Source organism: Streptomyces sp. NPDC046881 (genome assembly GCF_040645015.1).
Classification (GTDB): Bacteria; Actinomycetota; Actinomycetes; order Streptomycetales; family Streptomycetaceae; genus Streptomyces.
In genome coordinates this window covers 146,958-165,034 of sequence record NZ_JBEYXJ010000002.1, presented here as the reverse complement: position 1 = coordinate 165,034, position 18,077 = coordinate 146,958, and the positions used below count along the sequence as shown (strand labels likewise).

The window sequence follows — 18,077 nt, the reverse complement described above, 5'->3', positions numbered from 1 at the left end:
TGCTGCGTCAGAGCGCGTCCGGCCCCCGCTCGCCCGTGCGGACCCGTACGGCGGTCTCGACGGGCAGGGACCAGACCTTGCCGTCCCCGATCTTGCCGGTGCGGGCCGCCTTGACGATGACCTCGATCAGCTGCTCGGCGTCGTCGTCCTCGGCCAGCACCTCGATGCGGATCTTGGGGACGAGGTCGACGGTGTACTCGGCACCGCGGTAGACCTCGGTGTGGCCGCGCTGCCGGCCGTAGCCGCTGGCCTCGGTGACCGTGAGGCCGTGGACGCCGAAGGCCTGGAGGGCTTCCTTGATCTCGTCGAGCCGGTGGGGCTTGACGACGGCGGTGATGAGCTTCATGCGTCCACCTTCTTGTTCTGCGCGGTGGCGGCCAGGGCCGGGGCGGCGAGGGACCCGGTGACGCCGCCGCCGGCGCCGCTGAAGTCGTATGCGGTCTCGGCGTGCTCCGCCTGGTCGATGCCGGAGATCTCCTCGTCCTCGGTGACCCGCATGCCGAGGGTCTTGTCGAGGAGGAAGGCGAGGACGGCGGAGACGACCAGGGAGTAGGCGAGGACCGCGAAGACGCCGGCGCACTGCTTCCACAGCTGGGTGAAGGTGTGGTCGCCGTAGAAGACGCCCGTGGCGGTGGACTGGCCCTTGCCGGTGGCGAAGAAGCCGATCAGCAGGGAGCCGATGATGCCGCCGACCATGTGGACGCCGACGACGTCGAGGGAGTCGTCGTAGCCCCACTTGAACTTCAGGCCGACGGCCGCGGCGCAGGCGACACCGGCGATGGCGCCGACGGCGATCGCGCCGAGCGGGGAGACCGCGCCGCCGGACGGGGTGATGGCGACCAGACCGGCGACCGCGCCGGAGGCGGCGCCGAGCGTGGTGAACGCGCCGTGCCGGATCTTCTCGTAGGCGAGCCAGGCCAGCATGGCGGCGGCGGTGGCGACCTGCGTGTTGACGAACATCAACGCGCCGACGCCGTCGTCGTTGCCGAGCCAGGAGCCGGCGTTGAAACCGAACCAGCCGAACCAGAGCAGACCGGCGCCGAGCATGACCAGCGGGAGGCTGTGCGGGCGCATGGGGTCGCGCTTGAAGCCGACGCGCTTGCCGATGACGAGGATGACACCGAGCGCCGCCGCACCGGCGTTGATGTGGACCGCCGTACCGCCCGCGAAGTCGATCACACCGAGCTTGTAGGCCCAGCCGTCGGCGCCCCAGACCCAGTGGGCGACCGGGACGTAGACGATCGTGGCCCACAGGGCGACGAAGAGCGCCCAGGCGGAGAACTTGACCCGGTCGGCGAGGGCGCCGCTTATCAGGGCCGGCGTGATGATCGCGAACATCAGCTGGAAGACCATGAACACGAAGACCGGGATGGTGTAGCCGTCCCAGAGTTCGGTGAGGCCGACGTTGCTGAGGCCGATCCAGTCGGCGTTGTAGCCGAGGAGGCTGCTGCCGGTGCCGAAGGCGAGGGAGAAGCCGTAGAGCACCCACAGGATGGTGACGATCCCCAGGCTGATGAAGCTCATCATCAGCATGTTCAGGGTGCTCTTGACGCGGACCATGCCTCCGTAGAAGAAGGCCAGTCCCGGAGTCATGAGCATCACCAGGGCGGAACAGATGAGCATGAAGCCTGTGTTGGCGGACGACAGTTTCGTGTCCGCCGCAAGCATGATGGCTGGTGCCATCGGCGTCTCCTCGTCGGTTGTACGGCCCCGTGCGGGCGGTGCCTGAGCGGTCCGGTCGGTTGGGGGGCGGGCCGGTTATGCGCCATGAGATTGGCGCAGCGCGGTTTCGGTGGAAGCCCCTCGTTGTTTCGCCGGGGTGACAAGGGCGCCGTGCGTGTTACGCCTGGATGAAGCGCCGGATTCCGGTCCCGCCGATCGTTATCGTCACGCAACCACCATGGGCACGACCGCAGCCATCGGCTGAGGAACCACGACGGCGAGCACCGCATCCGCGAGGGCGGCGCCGGGCCAGGCGCAGAAAAAGAGACCGGCCGCGGCGGGCCTTCCGATGACCTGGCATGGGGGAGCCGAGTCGGGCAGTTCGGGAGGACCGGCCGCGGCCGGGGACCGGGGGCGCGGGGTCAGACGGCTTCGGCGTTCTCCGGCAGGTCGACGGCGAGCTGCTCGGAGAGGTCGACCACGGCGGCGAGGTCGCCGTAGTCGCGTACGGCCGTGTCGACCGTCTTTCGGATACGAGTGTTCACACGCTCGGAGCGCACCTTCTTGGCGATCCCCATGGCGCGCGAGGCGTAGGCCGTGCTCTGCTCCGGCTCGCGCTGGAGCAGGTGCACGGTGGCCATGCCGATGAGGTTGAGGGCGTACGACCGCTGGTGCTCGGCGTCCTCGGCGAACTTCTCCACCGCCTTGCGCATCAGCGGCTCGGCCAGGGAGGCGTAGGTGGGGCTGCGGCCGGCGACGTAGGCGAGGTCACGATAGGAGTGGGAGTTCTCGCCGTACAGCTCGGCCTCGGAGAAGAAGCGGATCCAGTCCGGGTCCGGCTCGTCCCACTCGTCGGCCTCGGCGAAGGTGTCCTCGGCCATGCGGACGGCGCGCTTGGTCTTGCCGGGCTGGCCCATGTTGGCGTAGGCGCGGGCCTCCATCGCATACAGCATGGCCTGGGTGCGCGGGCTCGCGCAGTCGCGGCTGCCGTACTGCGCGAGATGGATCAGTTCCAGGGCGTCCTCGGGCCGGCCCAGGTGGATCATCTGGCGGCTCATGCTGGAGAGGATGTAGGAGCCGAGCGGCTTGTCGCCGGCTTCCTTGGCGGCGTGCAGGGCGAGCACGAAGTACTTCTGCGCGGTGGGCTGGAGGCCGACGTCGTAACTCATCCAGCCGGCCAGCTCGGCCAGTTCGGCGGCGACCTGGAACAGCTTGCGGGTGGTGGCCTCGGGCTGGGGTTCCTGGAGCAGGTCGGTGACCTCGTGCAGCTGGCCGACGACCGCCTTGCGGCGCAGGCCGCCGCCGCACTGGGCGTCCCACTGGCGGAACATGCGCGTGGTGGACTCCAGCAGGTCCAGCTCGGGTTTGGAGAGCCGGCCCGGCCGGCGGGAGTCGAAGGCGGGCTGGGGCTCGGGCGCCGCCGGGGAGGCCGACGTGGGCACGAGCCAGCGCTGCATGGGCTCGATGAGGGAGGGGCCGGCGGACAGGGCGAGCGAGGTGCCGAGGAAGCCGCGCCGGGCGAGCATGAGGTCGCTGCGCGAGAACTCGCCGAGCAGGGCGACCGTCTGCGGGGCCGTCCAGGGCAGGTCGACCCCGGAGGCGGCGGGCGACTGGCGGGCGGCGCGCAGGCCGAGGTCCTCGATGGAGACCACGCAGCCGAAGCGCTCGGAGAACAGCTCGGAGAGGATGCGCGGGATCGGTTCGCGCGGGTTCTCCCCGTCCAGCCAGCGGCGCACCCGCGAGGTGTCGGTGGAGATGTGGTTGGCGCCCAACTGGCGTGCTCTGCGGTTCACTTGGCGGGCCAGTTCGCCCTTGGACCAGCCGCTGCGCACGAACCACGAGCCGAGCAGCTCGTTGGGGCGCTTGTCAGCGTTCGTCCCGCTACCGCCGTTGCCGCCCACTGGAACGCCCCCATCCCTGAGACCACTTGTCGCCTTGTGCGCCAAGCCCTATCAGAATGCCGGTAAATACGGCTCCCCGTCCGCCGGTTCTCACCCTTCGAACGAGTCGACGACTTGCCTCCGGCATACCCGCGGGGGCATGTGCCCCCAGGGCTCGCACACTCACAGTAATCCTACGATCACCCGTCCAGCCACGTGGATCCCTGAAACGCCACCATTCGCCACCCCTTCGAATGAACTCACGGTTGCCGGCTCGCGATTCACTTGACACAGGACGGCCGGAAGTGGGCGGAGTGACGCACTCGGGGGCGCATATTCCCCGGCGTGCCACCGGTTGTGCTTCAAGGCGCCGCCATGCCCCCGCAGCACCACGGGAAGGCGGAGCCGTAGCGTTACGTTCCGCTTCCGTCTCGCTCCGTGTCGTAACCACCGGCGCGCTGGACCCGTTGGAGGGGGCATGGGCTTCACGATCGGCGGCATCCGCGAGATCCGTTCCGGCACGCGTCGGCGCGGCCGCACCGCGGACTGCACCGCCGTCGCCGAGTTCACCGGACTGTGGGGCTGGGACGTGGTGCCGGGGGCGCGGGCCGCCGGGGGTGCCTGTTCCTGCGGGCGGCCGGACTGCGCGGCGCCCGGCGCGCATCCGCTGGAGTTCGCCCCGCCGGTGCCGGCCGGGGCCACGCTGGACGAGGTGACCAAGGCCTGGTCCGAGGTCCCGGGCGCCTCGGTGATGCTGCCGGTGGGGCAGGCCTTCGACGTCCTGGAGGTCTCGGAGCCGGCCGGCCGGCGCGCCCTGGTCCGGCTGGAGCGCATGGGCCTGCCCCTCGGCCCGGTGACCGCCACCCCGGACGGCCGCGCCCACTTCCTCGTCGCGCCCGGCGCCGCCGCCGACCTGCCCCGGCTGCTCTACCGCATGGGCTGGGACGACCCGGCCGCGCTGGACCTGCGCGGCCTCGGCCCCGGCGCGTACATCACCGCGCCGCCCTCCGACCGGGGCGGCCTGGGCCCGGTGCGCTGGCTGCGCCCGCCCGCGCTGGACTCGGCGACGAGGCCTCCGGCGGCCCGGCTGCTGCTGGGCACGCTGGCGTACGTGGCGCACCGGTCGCGCGCGTAACAAGCGCCGGACACGACGAAGCTCCCGTCCCCGACTGAACCTCGGGGGCGGGAGCTTTCCGCCGACCACCCGGAAACGTTCCCGGGTGGTGGTCAGTCACCGATCAGGGCGTCCACGAACGCCTCCGGCTCGAACGGCGCGAGGTCGTCCGCGCCCTCGCCGAGCCCGATCAGCTTGACCGGCACGCCCAGCTCGCGCTGGACCGCGACGACGATGCCGCCCTTGGCCGTACCGTCCAGCTTGGTCAGCACGATGCCGGTGATGTCCACGACCTCGGCGAACACGCGAGCCTGCACCAGGCCGTTCTGGCCGGTGGTGGCGTCCAGGACGAGCAGCACCTCGTCGAGCGGCGCGTGCTTCTCCACGACCCGCTTGACCTTGCCCAGCTCGTCCATGAGCCCGGTCTTGGTGTGGAGGCGGCCGGCGGTGTCGATGAGCACCACGTCGACGCCCATCTCCTTGCCCTCCTTGACCGCGTCGAAGGCGACGGAGGCGGGGTCGCCGGCCTCCGGTCCGCGCACGGTGTAGGCGCCGACGCGCTCGCCCCAGGTCTGGAGCTGGTCGGCGGCGGCGGCCCGGAAGGTGTCGGCGGCGCCGAGGACGACCGTGCGGCCGTCGGCGACGAGCACGCGGGCGAGCTTGCCGGTGGTGGTGGTCTTGCCGGTGCCGTTGACGCCGACGACCATCACGATGCCGGGCTTGCGGTCCTCGGGCTCGGTCTTCACCGTGCGGTCGACCTCGGTGCCGACCAGCGCGAGCAGCTCTTCGCGCAGCAGGCCGCGCAGCTCCTCGGGGGTGCGGGTGCCGAGCACCCTGACGCGTTCGCGCAGGCGCTCGACCAGTTCCTGGGTGGGCTGCACGCCGACGTCGGCGGTGAGCAGCGTGTCCTCGATCTCCTCCCAGGTGTCCTCGTCCAGGTGCTCGCGGGAGAGCAGCGTGAGCAGGCCCTTGCCGAGGGCGTTCTGCGAGCGGGACAGGCGGGTGCGCAGCCGGACGAGCCGGCCCGCGGTGGGCTCCGGGACCTCGATCCCGGGAACCTCGACAACAGGGGGCTCCTCGACGACGACCGGTGCGGGGCCGCCGGGTAGATCCACCTCCTCGATCGTCCGGCGCGGTTCGTCGCGCGGCGTCTCGGCCTCGTCGCCGACGTGCGGCTCGGCCGGGGGCGCGGTGATGTCGGGCGCCTTCGGGGGCGGCGGGGGCAGCGGCTTCCGGCGCCGGCTGCCCACGATCAGCCCGCCGAGCGCGCCGAGCACGACCACGGCGATGACTACAACAAGGATGACGGTTTCCATAACCCGACCAGTATCGGCCATGGGGTTCCCCGGAGCCCCGTTTGTGGCTTCCTCTGAGAGACAAAGGCCACGTAATACCAGGACTCGGAGCAAAGTACGATGGTGGCGGCTCTATCCACGCGCGTAGAGTCCCCACGTCCCCCTGTCCCCCCACGTCTGGCACCTCTTTCATGAGCAAAACCGTCGAGACCGAAGGCGCTCTCGAGACCCGCGGCATCGAACAGGTCCCCGACCACGAGCGCACCGCGCGGACCCGGGAGCTGTTCCCCACATGGGTCGGCGCGAACATCAGCGTGCTGCTGCTGACCATGGGCGCGAGTCTGGTCGTGGCGTACCACCTGAACATCTGGCAGGCGCTGGTCGTCGCGGTGGCGGCGCCGATCGTGTCGTACGGCCTGGTCGGTCTGATCGGCATCGCGGGCAAGCGGGGCGGCGCGCCGGGCATGGCGCTGTCGCGGGCGGTCTTCGGACAGCGCGGCAACCTGCTGCCCGGTTCGCTGATCTGGGTCGCGCGCTGGGGCTGGGAGACGATCAACGCGGTGACCGGCGCCTACGCGATGCTCACCATCCTGGACATCCTGTTCGGCCTGAAGGCCAACAGTGTGCTGGACATGGTGATGCTGCTGGTCTTCGTCGTCGCCACCTTCGCGATCTCCGGGCTCGGCATCAACGCCGTGCAGAAGTGCAACAAGTACGCGACCTACCTCTTCGGCGTCTTCTCGGTGCTGGTGCTGGGGTACCTGGTGGCGAACACCGACTGGTCGAAGGTGCTGGACCACAGCGCCGGCTCCACGGCCGCGGTGATCACCGGCATCGGCATGATCGCGGCGGGCGGCGTCAGCTGGATCCCCTCCGCCCCTGACTTCACCCGCTACCTGCCGCGCACGGCCTCCTCCAAGGCGATCGTGGGTACGGCGGTGGGCGGCGCCGGTGTCGTCGTGCTGCCCATGGTGCTGATGGGCGCGGTGATGGCGGTCGGCACGCCGGACCTGGCCTCGGCGAGCGACCCGGTGTCCTTCCTGGGCGAGATCCTGCCGACCTGGATCGCCGTGCCGTACCTGTTCATCGCGCTGATCGGCATGCTTCTGATCAACTCGATGTCGATGTACTCGGCGGGCTTCACCGCGCAGACGCTCGGCTTCAAGGTGCCGCGGCACTGGGCGGTGTCGGTCAACGCCGTGATCTCGCTGATCTTCGGCGGGGTGCTGATGCTGGTGGCGACGAGCTTCATGGGCTCGTTCATCGCCTTCCTGTCGCTGCTGGCGGTCGCGTTCTCCGCCTGGGTCGGCGTGTTCGGCGCGGACATGCTGCGCCGCACCGAGTACGACGGCCGGGCCATGGCCGACACCACCCGCACCAGCGCCTACTGGTACCGGGGCGGCTTCTCCCCCGCGGCCGTCGCCGCCTGGGCGATCGGCCTGGTGTCGGGCCTGCTGTTCACCACCTCGGACTGGTTCACCGGCCCGCTGGCGACGAACAACGTGATCGGCGAGTACGGCCTCGGCTGGGTCGCGACCATCGTGGTCTCGGGCGCGCTCTACCTGGTCCTGCCGAAGCCGGTGGCCCGCCCGTCCGGGACGACCGAGCCGGCCGGGGAGCGCGAGACCGCCGGCGTGTGACACGCGAGCCCGCCTCCCCGCCCATGGCGATCTGACGTCTCGTCAGCTAAGGTCCCCCTCCACCGCAGCGCACCGGAGGGGGACCTTCCCATGCCCGTCACGGTCGTACGTTTCAACCTCGTCGCTCCCGGCGCCGGTCCCGCCGCGCTCTCCGCCCGCTACCGGGCCGCCCTGGAGATGGCCGCGTACGCCGACGACCACGGGATCCACACCGTGCAGACCGAGGAGCACCACGGCGCCGAGAACAACTGGCTGCCGTCGCCGTTCACCTTCGCGGGCGCGGTGTTCGGGGCGACCCGCCGGATCGCGGTGACGGTGTCGGCGGTGATCGGCCCGCTGCACGACCCGCTGCGGCTGGCCGAGGACATCGCCGTGCTGGACCTGCTGAGCGGCGGGCGGCTGGTGACCGTGGCGGGCATCGGGTACCGGCCCGAGGAGTACGGCCTGTTCGGCGTGGACTGGCAGCGCCGGGGCCGGCTCCAGGACGAGCTGCTGGAGACGCTGCTGACGGCGTGGACCGGCGAGGAGTTCACCTACCGGGGCCGCAGGGTACGGCTCACCCCGCGCCCGTACACCGATCCGCATCCGCTGCTGCTGGTCGGCGGCTCCTCGAAGGCCGCCGCCCGCCGGGCCGCCCGGCTGGGCCTGCCGTTCTTCCCGAGCGCGCACCTGCCGGAGCTGGAGGCGTACTACAAGGAGCGGCTCACCGAGTACGGCACCGAGGGCTGGACCATGATGCCGGCCGCCGAGACCCCGCTGCTCCACCTGGCCGAGGACCCGGACCGGGCCTGGGCCGCGTACGGCGGGCACTTCCTGCACGAGGCCCGGACCTACGCCTCCTGGCAGTCGGCCGGCATCCGCTCGGCGGTGCGGTCCGGCGCCACGACCGTGGCGGAGCTGCGCGCCGAGGGCGTGTACCGGATCCTCACCCCGGAGCAGTGCGTGGCCCAGGGCCTGGACAGCCTGGTGCTGCATCCGCTGGCGGGCGGGATGCCGGTGGAGGAGGGCTGGCGCAGCCTGAGGCTCTTCGCGGAACGGGTCCTCCCGGCCCTGTCGGACTGAGCGCGCGTGCGGCGGTCCGGCGCCCGTCTCCCCCGCCGCGGGCACCGGGCCGTACGACACCGCCGCCCCCGGTCCGGGCAGTGGCCGGGCCGGGGGCGGCGGACGGTACGAGGAGAGGGGCAGCGGGGACTTGGCCCTTCTCCCCGAGTGCGGGGGCCTCGCCAGGAGGCTCAGCCCATCTCCTCCAGCGACTTGCCCTTCGTCTCCTTGACGAACTTCAGGACGAACGGCACGGAGAGCGCGGCGAAGACGGTGTAGATCACGTAGGTGCCGGAGAGGTTCCAGTCGGCCAGCGACGGGAAGCTCGCGGTGATCGCCCAGTTGGCGATCCACTGCGCGGCGGCGGCCACGCCCAGGGCGGCGGCCCGGATCCGGTTCGGGAACATCTCGCCGAGCATGACCCAGACGACCACACCCCAGGACAGGGCGAAGAAGAGCACGAAGACGTGGGCGGCGACCAGGGCGGTCCAGCCCTGGGTGCTCGGGAGCTTGCCGCCGACCAGGTCGTAGCTGAACGCCCAGGCCTCCAGCGCGAGGCCGACGGCCATGCCGACCGAGCCGATGAGCGCGAGCGGCTTGCGGCCGACGCGGTCCACGAAGATCATCGCGATCACGGTGCCGACGATGTTGATGATCGACGTCGTGAAGGAGTAGAAGAACGAGTCCGTCGGGTCGACACCGACCGACTGCCACAGCGTCGAGGAGTAGTAGAACGCGACGTTGATGCCGACGAACTGCTGGAAGACCGACAGACCGATGCCGACCCAGACGATCGGCTTGAAGAAGAAGCCGCCGCCGAGCAGGTCACGGAAGCTCGACTTGTGCTCGCTCTTCATGGCGAGTTCGATCTCGCTGACGCGGGCGTCCAGGTCGATGTCACCCTCGACCTCGGCGAGGATCTCCCGGGCGCGGTCCCGCTTGCCGACGGAGAGCAGGAAGCGCGGGGACTCGGGGATCGCGAAGGAGAGCAGGCCGTAGAGGACGGCCGGGACGACCATCACACCGAGCATGACCTGCCAGGCCTCCAGGCCCATCAGCTTGCCGCGCTGGTCGCCGCCGGCGGCGTTGAGCAGACCCCAGTTGACCAGCTGGGAGATGGCGATGCCGACGACGATCGCGGCCTGCTGGAAGGAGCCGAGGCGGCCGCGGTAGGCGGGCGGGGCGACCTCGGCGATGTAGGCCGGGCCGATCACGGAGGCCATGCCGATGGCGAAGCCGCCGACGATGCGCCAGAAGGCGAGGTCCCACAGCGCGAAGGGCAGTGCGGAGCCGACGGCGCTGATCGTGAAGAGGACGGCGGCGATCTGCATGCACCGGATGCGGCCGATGCGGTCGGCGATGCGGCCCGCGGTGGCGGCGCCGATGGCACAGCCGATCAGGGCGATCGCGATGACCTGGGCCAGGGCGGCGGATCCGATGTCGTAACGGTCCCGGATGGCCTCGACGGCGCCGTTGATCACGGAGCTGTCGTAGCCGAAAAGGAAACCGCCCATCGCGGCGGCCGCCGCGATGAAGATGACGTGCCCGAGATGTTCGGGGTGGGCCGTCCTGGCTCCTGACTGAGGTGCCTGCGCTGTGCTGGTCACGAGTTTTCTCCTCGGGCCACGGCAACGCTGCCGTGTGGGGTGAGCCCTCTCAGGTGGTGACACCTGAAGGTAAAAGCAACGTTGCAGAGACTATGCCTTCAAGTTTCGAAGTCAATAGGTCAGCCGCTGTGAGTTTTGAGATAGGCCCAAGGGGATTGTGTTCACTTCTTGAACAGATAGTTACCGCAGTCGCTGGGAGATGACCTTCGACACACCATCGCCCTGCATGGAGACGCCGTAGAGCGCGTCGGCGACCTCCATCGTGCGCTTCTGGTGCGTGATCACGATCAGCTGGGAGGCCTCCTGGAGCTCCTGCATGATCCGGATCAGCCGCTGCAGGTTGGTGTCGTCCAGCGCCGCCTCGACCTCGTCCATGACGTAGAACGGGCTCGGCCGGGCCTTGAAGATCGACACCAGCAGCGCGACGGCCGTCAGCGAGCGCTCGCCGCCCGAGAGCAGGGAGAGCCGCTTGACCTTCTTGCCCGGCGGCCGCGCCTCGACGTCCACGCCCGTGGTGAGCATGTTGTCGGGGTCGGTCAGCACCAGCCGGCCCTCACCGCCCGGGAACAGCCGGCCGAAGACCCCCTCGAACTCCCGGGCGGTGTCCCGGTAGGCCTCGGTGAACACCTGCTCGACGCGCTCGTCGACCTCCTTGACCACCTGGAGCAGGTCCGCGCGGGTCTTCTTCAGGTCCTCCAGCTGCTCGCTCAGGAACTTGTGCCGCTCCTCCAGCGCCGCGAACTCCTCCAGCGCCAGCGGGTTGACCTTGCCCAGCTGCTGGTACGCCCGCTCGGCCGCCTTGAGCCGTTTCTCCTGCTCGGCGCGGACGAAGGGGCGCGGCTGGTTCCGCGGGTGCCCGGGATCCTCGGGCAGCTGCTCGCCGTCGGCGGGGGGCGAGGGCGGCACGAGCTGGTGCGGGCCGTACTCCGCCACCAGTCCCTCCGGTTCGACACCCAGTTCCTCCAGCGCCCTGGTCTCCAGCTGCTCCATGCGCAGCCGCTTCTCGGCGCCGAGTACCTCGCCGCGGTGAACCGAATCCGTCAACTTGTCGAGTTCGGCCTTCAGTTCACGGCCCGCCGTCCGGGCCGCGGCCAGCTCCTGCTCGCCCCGGGCCTTGGCGGCCTCGGCGGCGGAACGCTCCTGCCCGGCCCGGGCCAGGGACACCTCGACGTGCGCGAGCAGCTGCCGGGCGCCGGAGGCGACGGCCTGGGCGACCGCCGCCTCGTGCCGCAGCCGGGCGCGCCGCTGCTCGGCACGCGCGCGTGCCTCGCGTTCCGCGCGGGCCGCCCGGTCGAGCGCGTCGGCGCGGCCGGCGAGCCCCTTGACCCGCTCCTCGTGCGTACGGACCTGGAGGCGGGCCTCCATCTCGGTCTGCCGGGCGTTGGCTCCGTCGGCGGCGAGCCGGTCCCGCACCGAGGTGTCCGGCTCCTCCTCCACCGGCATCTCCTCGGCCACGGCCAGCCGCTCGGCCAGCTCCTCGGCCTCCTGCACGGCCTTCTCCAGCGCCTCCTGCGCGCGGGCCGCCGCCGCGGCCGACCGCTCGGCCTCCCCGGCGGCACCCCGCGCCTGCCCGGCCAGCCGGCCGAGCTGCTGGGCCACGGCCGACTTCTCCCGGTCGGCGGCCCGCCGGCGCTCCGCGAGTTCTTCCACGAGGGCCGCGGCCCGCTTGCGCCGCTCGGCCGCGGTCCGCTGCTCCCCGGCCAGCTCCTGGCAGCGCACCTCCAGCTCGGCCAGCTCGGCGGCGGCCTCGTCCACGGAGGCCTGCACCTCCAGCAGGCTGGGGGCGCCGGCGGAGCCGCCGTGCGCGAAGTGGCCGCCGAGCAGGTCGCCCTCGGCGGTGACGGCGGTCAGCTCCGGACGGGCGTAGACCAGGGCCTCGGCGTCCTCCAGGGAGTCCACCACGACGATGTCGCGCAGCAGCCGGCGTACGGCGGGCATGAGATCGGCGGGGCCACGTACGAGGTCCGCGGCGGGCAGGGGGATGCCGGGTGGCCGGCCGTCCGCGGGTCCGTCGTGGCCGGGCGCGGTGTTCTCCGCGCCGCTGCGGGGCGCCTCCTCCGGGGTGCCCGACAGCAGGAGGGCCGCCCTGCCCCCGTCCTGTTTGCGCAGGAGGCTGATCGCCTCGGCCGCCGCCGCGGGGGTCGTCACGGCGATGGCGTCCGCCGCCGTGCCGAGGGCCGCGGCCAGGGGGACCTCGTAGCCCGGGGTGATGCGCAACAGCTCGGCCGCCGGGCCCAGGATTCCGGTGAGCCGGTCGCGGGCACCCAGCAGTATGCCGGTGCCGTCCTTGCGCCTGAGGCCCAGGGCCAGCGCCTCGTGGCGGGCCTGGGTCGCGGCGCGCCGGCGTTCGGCCGCGGTGACCGCGTCACGGACCGCGCCCAGGGCCGCCTCGGCCTCGGCGAGCTGCCGTTTCGCGGCCTCGTGCTGCTCGGCCAGGTCGGCGTCGCCGGCGTCGAGGCCGTCGACCTCGGCCTGCAGGGCCTCGTACTCCTCCTGGGCGCGCACCGCGCGTTCCTGTGCCTCGTCGCGGGCCGTGGCCAGCCGGTCGATCTCGGCCTGGGCGGAGGCGGCGCGCGAGCGGGCCGCGTTGACCTGCCCGGAGAGGCGGGCCAGCCCTTCGCGGCGGTCGGCGATGGCGCGGGCGACGTCCTTCAGCCGGCGCTCCTCGACCGCCAGCTCGCGCTCCAGTTCGGCGCGGTGGGCGACGGTGTCGTCCAGCGCGTGCTGGGCCGCTTCCAGGGCGGCCTCCAGCTCGGCCTCCTGTTCGCGGATGCGGGCGGCCTCGCGCTCCAGGTCCTCCGGGTCCCGGCCGCGCCGCTCCTCGGGCGGGGCGGAGGTGGCGCTCTTGACCCGGGCGTCGGCCAGCGAGACGGTGCCGCGCACCCGCTCCGCCAGCTGGGACAGCTCGTACCAGGTCTGCTGGGCGCGCTGGAGGCGCGGGGTGAGCCGACGGACCTCGTCCTCCAGCAGGGCCTCGCGGTGCAGGGCCTTCTTCAGCTCCTGCTCGGCGCTCTCCTTGCGCTCCTTCAGGGCGGCTTCGTCGGCGATCTCGGCCTGGAGGGCTTCGCGCAGGCGGACGAGGTCGTCGGCGAGCAGGCGCAGGCGGGCGTCGCGGAGGTCGGCCTGGATGACGGCGGCCCGGCGGGCCACCGCCGCCTGGCGGCCCAGGGGCTTGAGCTGACGGCGCAGCTCGTCGGTGAGGTCCTGCACGCGCGCGAGGTTGGCCTGCATCGCGTCCAGCTTCCGCAGCGCCTTCTCCTTGCGCTTGCGGTGCTTGAGGACGCCGGCCGCCTCCTCGATGAAGGCGCGGCGGCCCATGGGGTCGGCGTGCAGGACGGAGTCGAGCTGGCCCTGGCCGACGATGACGTGCATCTCGCGGCCGATGCCGGAGTCGGAGAGGAGTTCCTGGATGTCGAGCAGCCGGCAGGTGTCGCCGTTGATCTGGTACTCGCTGCCGCCGTTGCGGAACATGATCCGCGTGATGGTGACCTCGGCGTACTCGATGGGCAGCGCCCCGTCGGAATTGTCGATGGTCAGGGACACCTCGGCGCGGCCCAGCGGCGGGCGGCCGGTGGTGCCGGCGAAGATGACGTCCTCCATCTTGCCGCCGCGCAGCGACTTGGCGCCCTGTTCGCCCATGACCCAGCTGAGCGCGTCCACGACGTTGGACTTGCCCGAGCCGTTCGGTCCGACGACACATGTGATCCCTGGTTCGAACCGGAGCGTGGTCGCCGAGGCGAACGACTTGAAGCCGCGGAGGGTCAGGGCCTTGAGGTGCACGCCGCTGGACTCTACCCGGCGCCGCTATCTCACTCCATGAACCCTCGCAACCCCGCGGTTTCGTCATTGAACATGCAGGGCACACCAGACGTTAAAGAAGGTGAAAGGATGCGGGGGAAAGAAAGAAGGGACGCCGAAGCGTCCCTTGCAACTCTGACGACTGGGTTCCAGTCGTCCGATCAACTGAGCGGTTGATACGGGCAGCCCTATCGCTGTGACTGCTGTTGTGGAGCTTTGCAGCGATTCAGGTGAGCGCAGGCTCCGCCTGGTGTGCGTCGATGCTCTCCATGATCCTGTCCTGAGAGGCGGCAGCCGTCAGCGCTTCGTTCTCCGCCTGGATCCGTCCGAGCTCGGACTCCAGGTCCTGGACGCGCTGCTGCAGCCGTCGCATCTCGGCGAGGAGTCGAGGGTCGGAGCCGCCGACGTAACCGAGAAGCGCCTTTGCCATGATGGATGGTCCTCCACACTGAGTGACCGACCGATGCGGTGTGGGTCGTGAGGGATTCGCACCCGCGGTGCTTGGCACATCCGGGTGTTGCTCTGCTGTTGTTCCATGCCAAACAGCTAAGGTGCGCGGGGCTTTCAGCGTCTCACCAAAAAGTTTGACGGTCAACACGATCACGCCCTGTATTGGTGGGCGAACCGGGGCGCGCGGCCGGAAAAACGGCGGCGCTGCGACTCCTCCGGACCCTCAGGGCGTGGCGACCAGCAGTACCAGCGGAGCCTGCCATGCCCCGCCTCTGTTGGCAACCACCAGGGCGTTTCCGTCTCCGCACATGCCCCCGGCAGCTTGCCGCCGGCCCGGACGCGGGCCCGGGCGGCCCCGGCTCACCGGACGGCGAAGCCGTCGTAACCGCCGCGGGGTGTGTCCCAGATCTCGGTGACGCCGTCCACGCGCCCGGGCGTGTCGCTGCCCTGGAGCCAGTCCAGCAGGCCCTCGCAGCCCTCCCGCGGGCCCTCGGCGACCACCTGGACCCGGCCGTCGGCCAAATTGAGAGCAAAGCCACTCAGCCCGCCGATCTCCAGTGCCTTGGCACGCGTGAACCAGCGAAAACCCACGCCCTGTACGTGTCCACGGACCCAGGCGACCAGTCGTACTTCCTCGCTCATGGGTGCAACCTAACCGGCCGGTGTCGCTCGGGACACATCGCCCCGCGGCGCCATGGGGTACCGTCCGGACCCAATGAATCGCAGATGAAACTCACTCGATCGAGTGAGTCGGGTCGGCCTGAGGGAGTCACTCAGCAGCGAGTCGCTCGCCGTACGGCACCGGGTCGACCGCGAGCACGAGGAGAGGGCAGGGGACATGGGACGCCACCGACGCTCCGCCGCCGGCCACGCCGCCACGGGCCGCGCCACGGGGGCCGGCCAGACGCAGCCCTCCGGCTCCGGGAGCGAGGACCCCTGGCTCTCGTCCGCGGGGGGACGGCAGATACCCATGGGCATCGCGCCCTACCTGAACCCCGAGGCCTACGCCGAGGCCACCGCCAAGGCGCAGGCCTATCTGTTCGCGACGGACGCCGACCCCGCGTCCCCCTCCGGCCCGGGCTCCGGCGGGCCGTCCCGCGGCCGTCGCCGGCGCGGCGGGGCCGGCCGGCCGGTGCGCGTCGGCCTGCTCGGCGCGTCGGCGGCCGTGGCCCTCGGTACGGCCGCGGTGGCCGCCGGCGTGGTGCCGGGCCTGGACCACTACCAGCTCGGCGGCGGCACGCAGACCACCGGCGGCGAGCGGGTGCAGGCCCCGCGCACCCCCGGCAACACGGCCAGCGAGCAGGGCGGCACCTCGGGCAGCGCCGACAGCCCGGCCACCACGCCCGCCGGGGGCGACGCCGGGCGCGGGACCTCCCCGAGCCGGTCCGCCTCCGCCTCGGCCTCTCCCTCGGCCTCCCCCTCCCCCTCCGCTTCCAGGTCGGCGACGGCGTCGAAGTCGGCGTCCCCCACGGCGACCCCGTCCAAGACGGCGGCCGGGAAGCCGGCACCGACGACCGGGAAGCCGGCGCCGAAGACGACCCCGGCCCGGCGCGCCACACCGGCCGCGCCCGCCAAGCCGCGGAGCACCCCGTCCCGTACGGCCACCAAGGCGCCGGCGCCGGCCTCGACGCCGGTGACGGTGTCGCGGGAGGCCGCCGTCGAGGCGGAGGTGCTGAAGCTGGTCAACGAGGAGCGGACGAAGGCCGGCTACAGCCCGCTGGCGGCGAACTCCTCGCTGACGAAGCTGGCGGAGTCGTTCAGCGACGACATGGCCGCGCGGGGCTTCTTCGACCACACCGACCCGGACGGCAGGACGCCGTGGGACCGGGCCGCAGCGGCCGGCGTCACCGACCTCGGCGGCGAGAACATAGCCCGCGGCCAGGCCGACGCGGCGGCCGTGATGCAGGCCTGGATGAACAGCCCCGGCCACCGCGCCAACATCCTGAACCCCGACTTCAAGACCCTCGGCGTCGGCGTCCACCTCGGCCCGGGCGGGCCCTGGTGGACGCAGGACTTCGGGTACTGAGACACCGCAGGTCAGGCGGCCAGGCACGCTCCTGGGCCGCGTCCGGGCGTCCGAAGCCGAAAGTTCCTGGGCGAGGATCGTCCCGCCCAGTCGCGTCGCTCCTCCGGGCGGGCGCGGGCGGCCGGCGGCGCCCGCGCTCATGTCTCCGCCCCGCTCGGCACCGCCGGCCACCCGCTCCCGCCAAGGCAGGCACCCAGTGCATGAGGTCGGAACACGTCGTGGCTGGGGCGGGTTGGCTCCGTCATCCGCAGGCGCGACCACAGCCGGTCCGGAATCGAGGTGCCCGGGAAACGCGACCGTGGCACGATGCCGGCTTACATCCTCACTGGTGGGGCGCGACATGACAGAAGACGAAGCGCTGCGGCAACTGCGACGAGTGGCTCAGGGACGGGCGCTCGGCCGTCACGTCGGCTCCGACCGGCTCATCCAGGCAGGACTGGACGCACTTCTGGCCGGTGTCGACACACCGTCGATAGCGCTCCTGGCCGGACTGGCACGGCGCGAGGAGCCCGAAGCGCCGGATCTGTTCGATCAGGTCCTGGAGGAGCTGGGTCTGCGCTACGAGACGCCCGCCAACCCGACTGCCGCTTCCTGGGCCCTGATCTACTGGTTGGCGGAGCAGATAGTCGACGGCTCACTGGATCCTGCCACTGGTGCCGATCAGATCTGGCTGGAGATGCTGACCGCACTTGACCTCCGTTGGCCCTATCCCGAGGAGCTTCGCCCGATCGCCCTGTGCGCGAGCGATCTGGAGGACTGGAGCGAGAGCTGGGATATCTCACTGGCCGACCTGAAAGCAAGGGCCTTCCAGGCCGCCCAGCACCTCCTGCGGGCCCGACCACCGGAAGAATCGGAACGCCGATTCGAATGATCGACATATCCGGTCCAGCCGAGGGCCGGGGCCGTCTCCGGGCCGTCGAAGCGGGTCGAAACTGAGCCCGCCGCGCGGGAGCGTTACGCGGTGGCGCGGCCGCGGGTGAAGGTCTTGGCCGTTTCGGTCACCCGGCGGCCCAGGTGCTCGGCGGTGGCCAGGTCGGCCTTGTGGACGCCCTCCGGGCCCTGGTCGTTGTTGCTCTGGGCGGCGGCGCCGGCGAAGAAGCCGAGGCGGTTGAGGTCGTTCTCGGAGGCGGTGCTGCTGTTCCAGCCGGGGAGCAGGCCGAGGTTGACCCAGTGCATGCCGTGCTGGGCGGCGAGCGTCTGGAAGAACTGCAGGGTGTGCAGCTTGTCGCCGCTCTTGGAAGCGGAGTTGGTGAAGCCGGCGGCCAGCTTGTCCTTCCAGTCCTGGCCGAACCAGCGCTTGGAGCTGGCCTCGGCGAAGACGTGGAAGGCGCCGGAGGCGGTGCCCATGTAGGTGGGCGAGCCGAACACGATCGCGTCGGAGCGGTCCAGCGTCTCCCACTGCTCGTCGGTGATCTCGTCAACCTTGATCAGGTGCACCTCGGCACCCGCCTCGAGGGCACCGGCGCGCACGGCCTCGGCGAGCACGGCGGTGTGGCCGTAGCCGGAGTGGTAGGCGATGGAGACGACGGGCGCGGTCATGCGGACTCCTCGAAAAAAGCAACGG

The 18,077-nt window shown here is 71.4% G+C and carries 14 protein-coding genes; 5 read left to right on the top strand and 9 right to left on the bottom strand.

The annotated features are described in order from the left end of the window. Nucleotides 1–7 precede the first annotated feature (7 nt). The 3 genes from ABZ923_RS02215 to ABZ923_RS02205 all read right to left on the bottom strand — a co-directional run bounded on the left by ABZ923_RS02215 (nt 8) and on the right by ABZ923_RS02205 (nt 3,563). Entirely contained in the window at nt 8–346 is a 339-nt protein-coding gene (locus ABZ923_RS02215; protein ID WP_030990174.1) for a P-II family nitrogen regulator, read from the bottom strand. Next, nucleotides 343–1,683: an ammonium transporter gene (locus tag ABZ923_RS02210; RefSeq protein WP_361465591.1), complete on the bottom strand. Its 1,341-nt coding sequence runs from the start codon at nt 1,681–1,683 to the stop codon at nt 343–345. Before ABZ923_RS02210 ends, ABZ923_RS02215 begins: the two co-directional genes overlap by 4 nt. A 401-nt stretch (nt 1,684–2,084) precedes the next feature. Further along, the gene (locus ABZ923_RS02205; RefSeq protein WP_361465589.1) at nt 2,085–3,563 is read right to left on the bottom strand and encodes a hypothetical protein; all 1,479 of its coding nucleotides are present in this window, start codon (nt 3,561–3,563) and stop codon (nt 2,085–2,087) included. 457 nt (nt 3,564–4,020) lie between these two features. Between ABZ923_RS02205 and ABZ923_RS02200 the strand changes: the two genes are divergently transcribed. After that, on the top strand, nt 4,021–4,677 hold the full coding sequence (locus ABZ923_RS02200; protein ID WP_361465586.1) for a bifunctional DNA primase/polymerase: 657 nt from the start codon (nt 4,021–4,023) through the stop codon (nt 4,675–4,677). Nucleotides 4,678–4,769: 92 nt separating this feature from the next. Here the strand turns inward: ABZ923_RS02200 and ftsY are convergent, their stop codons facing one another. Beyond that, complete coding sequence (ftsY, locus tag ABZ923_RS02195; protein WP_361465583.1) at nt 4,770–5,972, bottom strand: signal recognition particle-docking protein FtsY; 1,203 nt, start codon at nt 5,970–5,972, stop codon at nt 4,770–4,772. A gap of 170 nt (nt 5,973–6,142) precedes the next feature. Here ftsY and ABZ923_RS02190 point away from each other — a divergent pair, with 170 nt between their 5' ends. Continuing rightward, nucleotides 6,143–7,591 carry a cytosine permease gene (locus ABZ923_RS02190; RefSeq protein ID WP_361465582.1) on the top strand — a complete coding sequence of 483 codons (1,449 nt, stop codon included), beginning with the start codon at nt 6,143–6,145 and terminating at the stop codon, nt 7,589–7,591. 90 nt (nt 7,592–7,681) lie between these two features. After that, nucleotides 7,682–8,653 (top strand): LLM class flavin-dependent oxidoreductase, encoded by a 972-nt coding sequence (locus ABZ923_RS02185; protein WP_361465579.1) that lies wholly within the window; start codon nt 7,682–7,684, stop codon nt 8,651–8,653. A gap of 170 nt (nt 8,654–8,823) precedes the next feature. Here ABZ923_RS02185 and ABZ923_RS02180 read toward each other — a convergent pair whose 3' ends face one another. From ABZ923_RS02180 to ABZ923_RS02165, 4 genes are all read right to left on the bottom strand, one after another. Next, entirely contained in the window at nt 8,824–10,239 is a 1,416-nt protein-coding gene (locus ABZ923_RS02180) for a sugar porter family MFS transporter (RefSeq protein WP_361465577.1), read from the bottom strand. Nucleotides 10,240–10,419: 180 nt separating this feature from the next. Then, nucleotides 10,420–14,019, bottom strand: coding sequence for a chromosome segregation protein SMC (gene smc, locus ABZ923_RS02175; RefSeq protein WP_361465574.1), 3,600 nt, complete (start codon nt 14,017–14,019; stop codon nt 10,420–10,422). A gap of 244 nt (nt 14,020–14,263) precedes the next feature. After that, nucleotides 14,264–14,467: a hypothetical protein gene (locus ABZ923_RS02170; protein WP_030346494.1), complete on the bottom strand. Its 204-nt coding sequence runs from the start codon at nt 14,465–14,467 to the stop codon at nt 14,264–14,266. Between the two features lie 380 nt (nt 14,468–14,847). After that, nucleotides 14,848–15,129 (bottom strand): acylphosphatase, encoded by a 282-nt coding sequence (locus tag ABZ923_RS02165; RefSeq protein WP_058082041.1) that lies wholly within the window; start codon nt 15,127–15,129, stop codon nt 14,848–14,850. Between the two features lie 196 nt (nt 15,130–15,325). On the opposite strand from ABZ923_RS02165, the gene ABZ923_RS02160 reads away from it, so the two are divergent. Further along, nucleotides 15,326–16,513 (top strand): CAP domain-containing protein, encoded by a 1,188-nt coding sequence (locus ABZ923_RS02160; RefSeq protein WP_361465570.1) that lies wholly within the window; start codon nt 15,326–15,328, stop codon nt 16,511–16,513. Between the two features lie 340 nt (nt 16,514–16,853). Beyond that, nucleotides 16,854–17,384, top strand: a complete 531-nt coding sequence (locus ABZ923_RS02155; RefSeq protein WP_361465567.1) for a hypothetical protein — start codon at nt 16,854–16,856, stop codon at nt 17,382–17,384. 83 nt (nt 17,385–17,467) lie between these two features. Here ABZ923_RS02155 and ABZ923_RS02150 read toward each other — a convergent pair whose 3' ends face one another. Next, the gene (locus ABZ923_RS02150) at nt 17,468–18,052 is read right to left on the bottom strand and encodes a flavodoxin family protein (RefSeq protein WP_361465564.1); all 585 of its coding nucleotides are present in this window, start codon (nt 18,050–18,052) and stop codon (nt 17,468–17,470) included. Nucleotides 18,053–18,077: the final 25 nt, after the last annotated feature.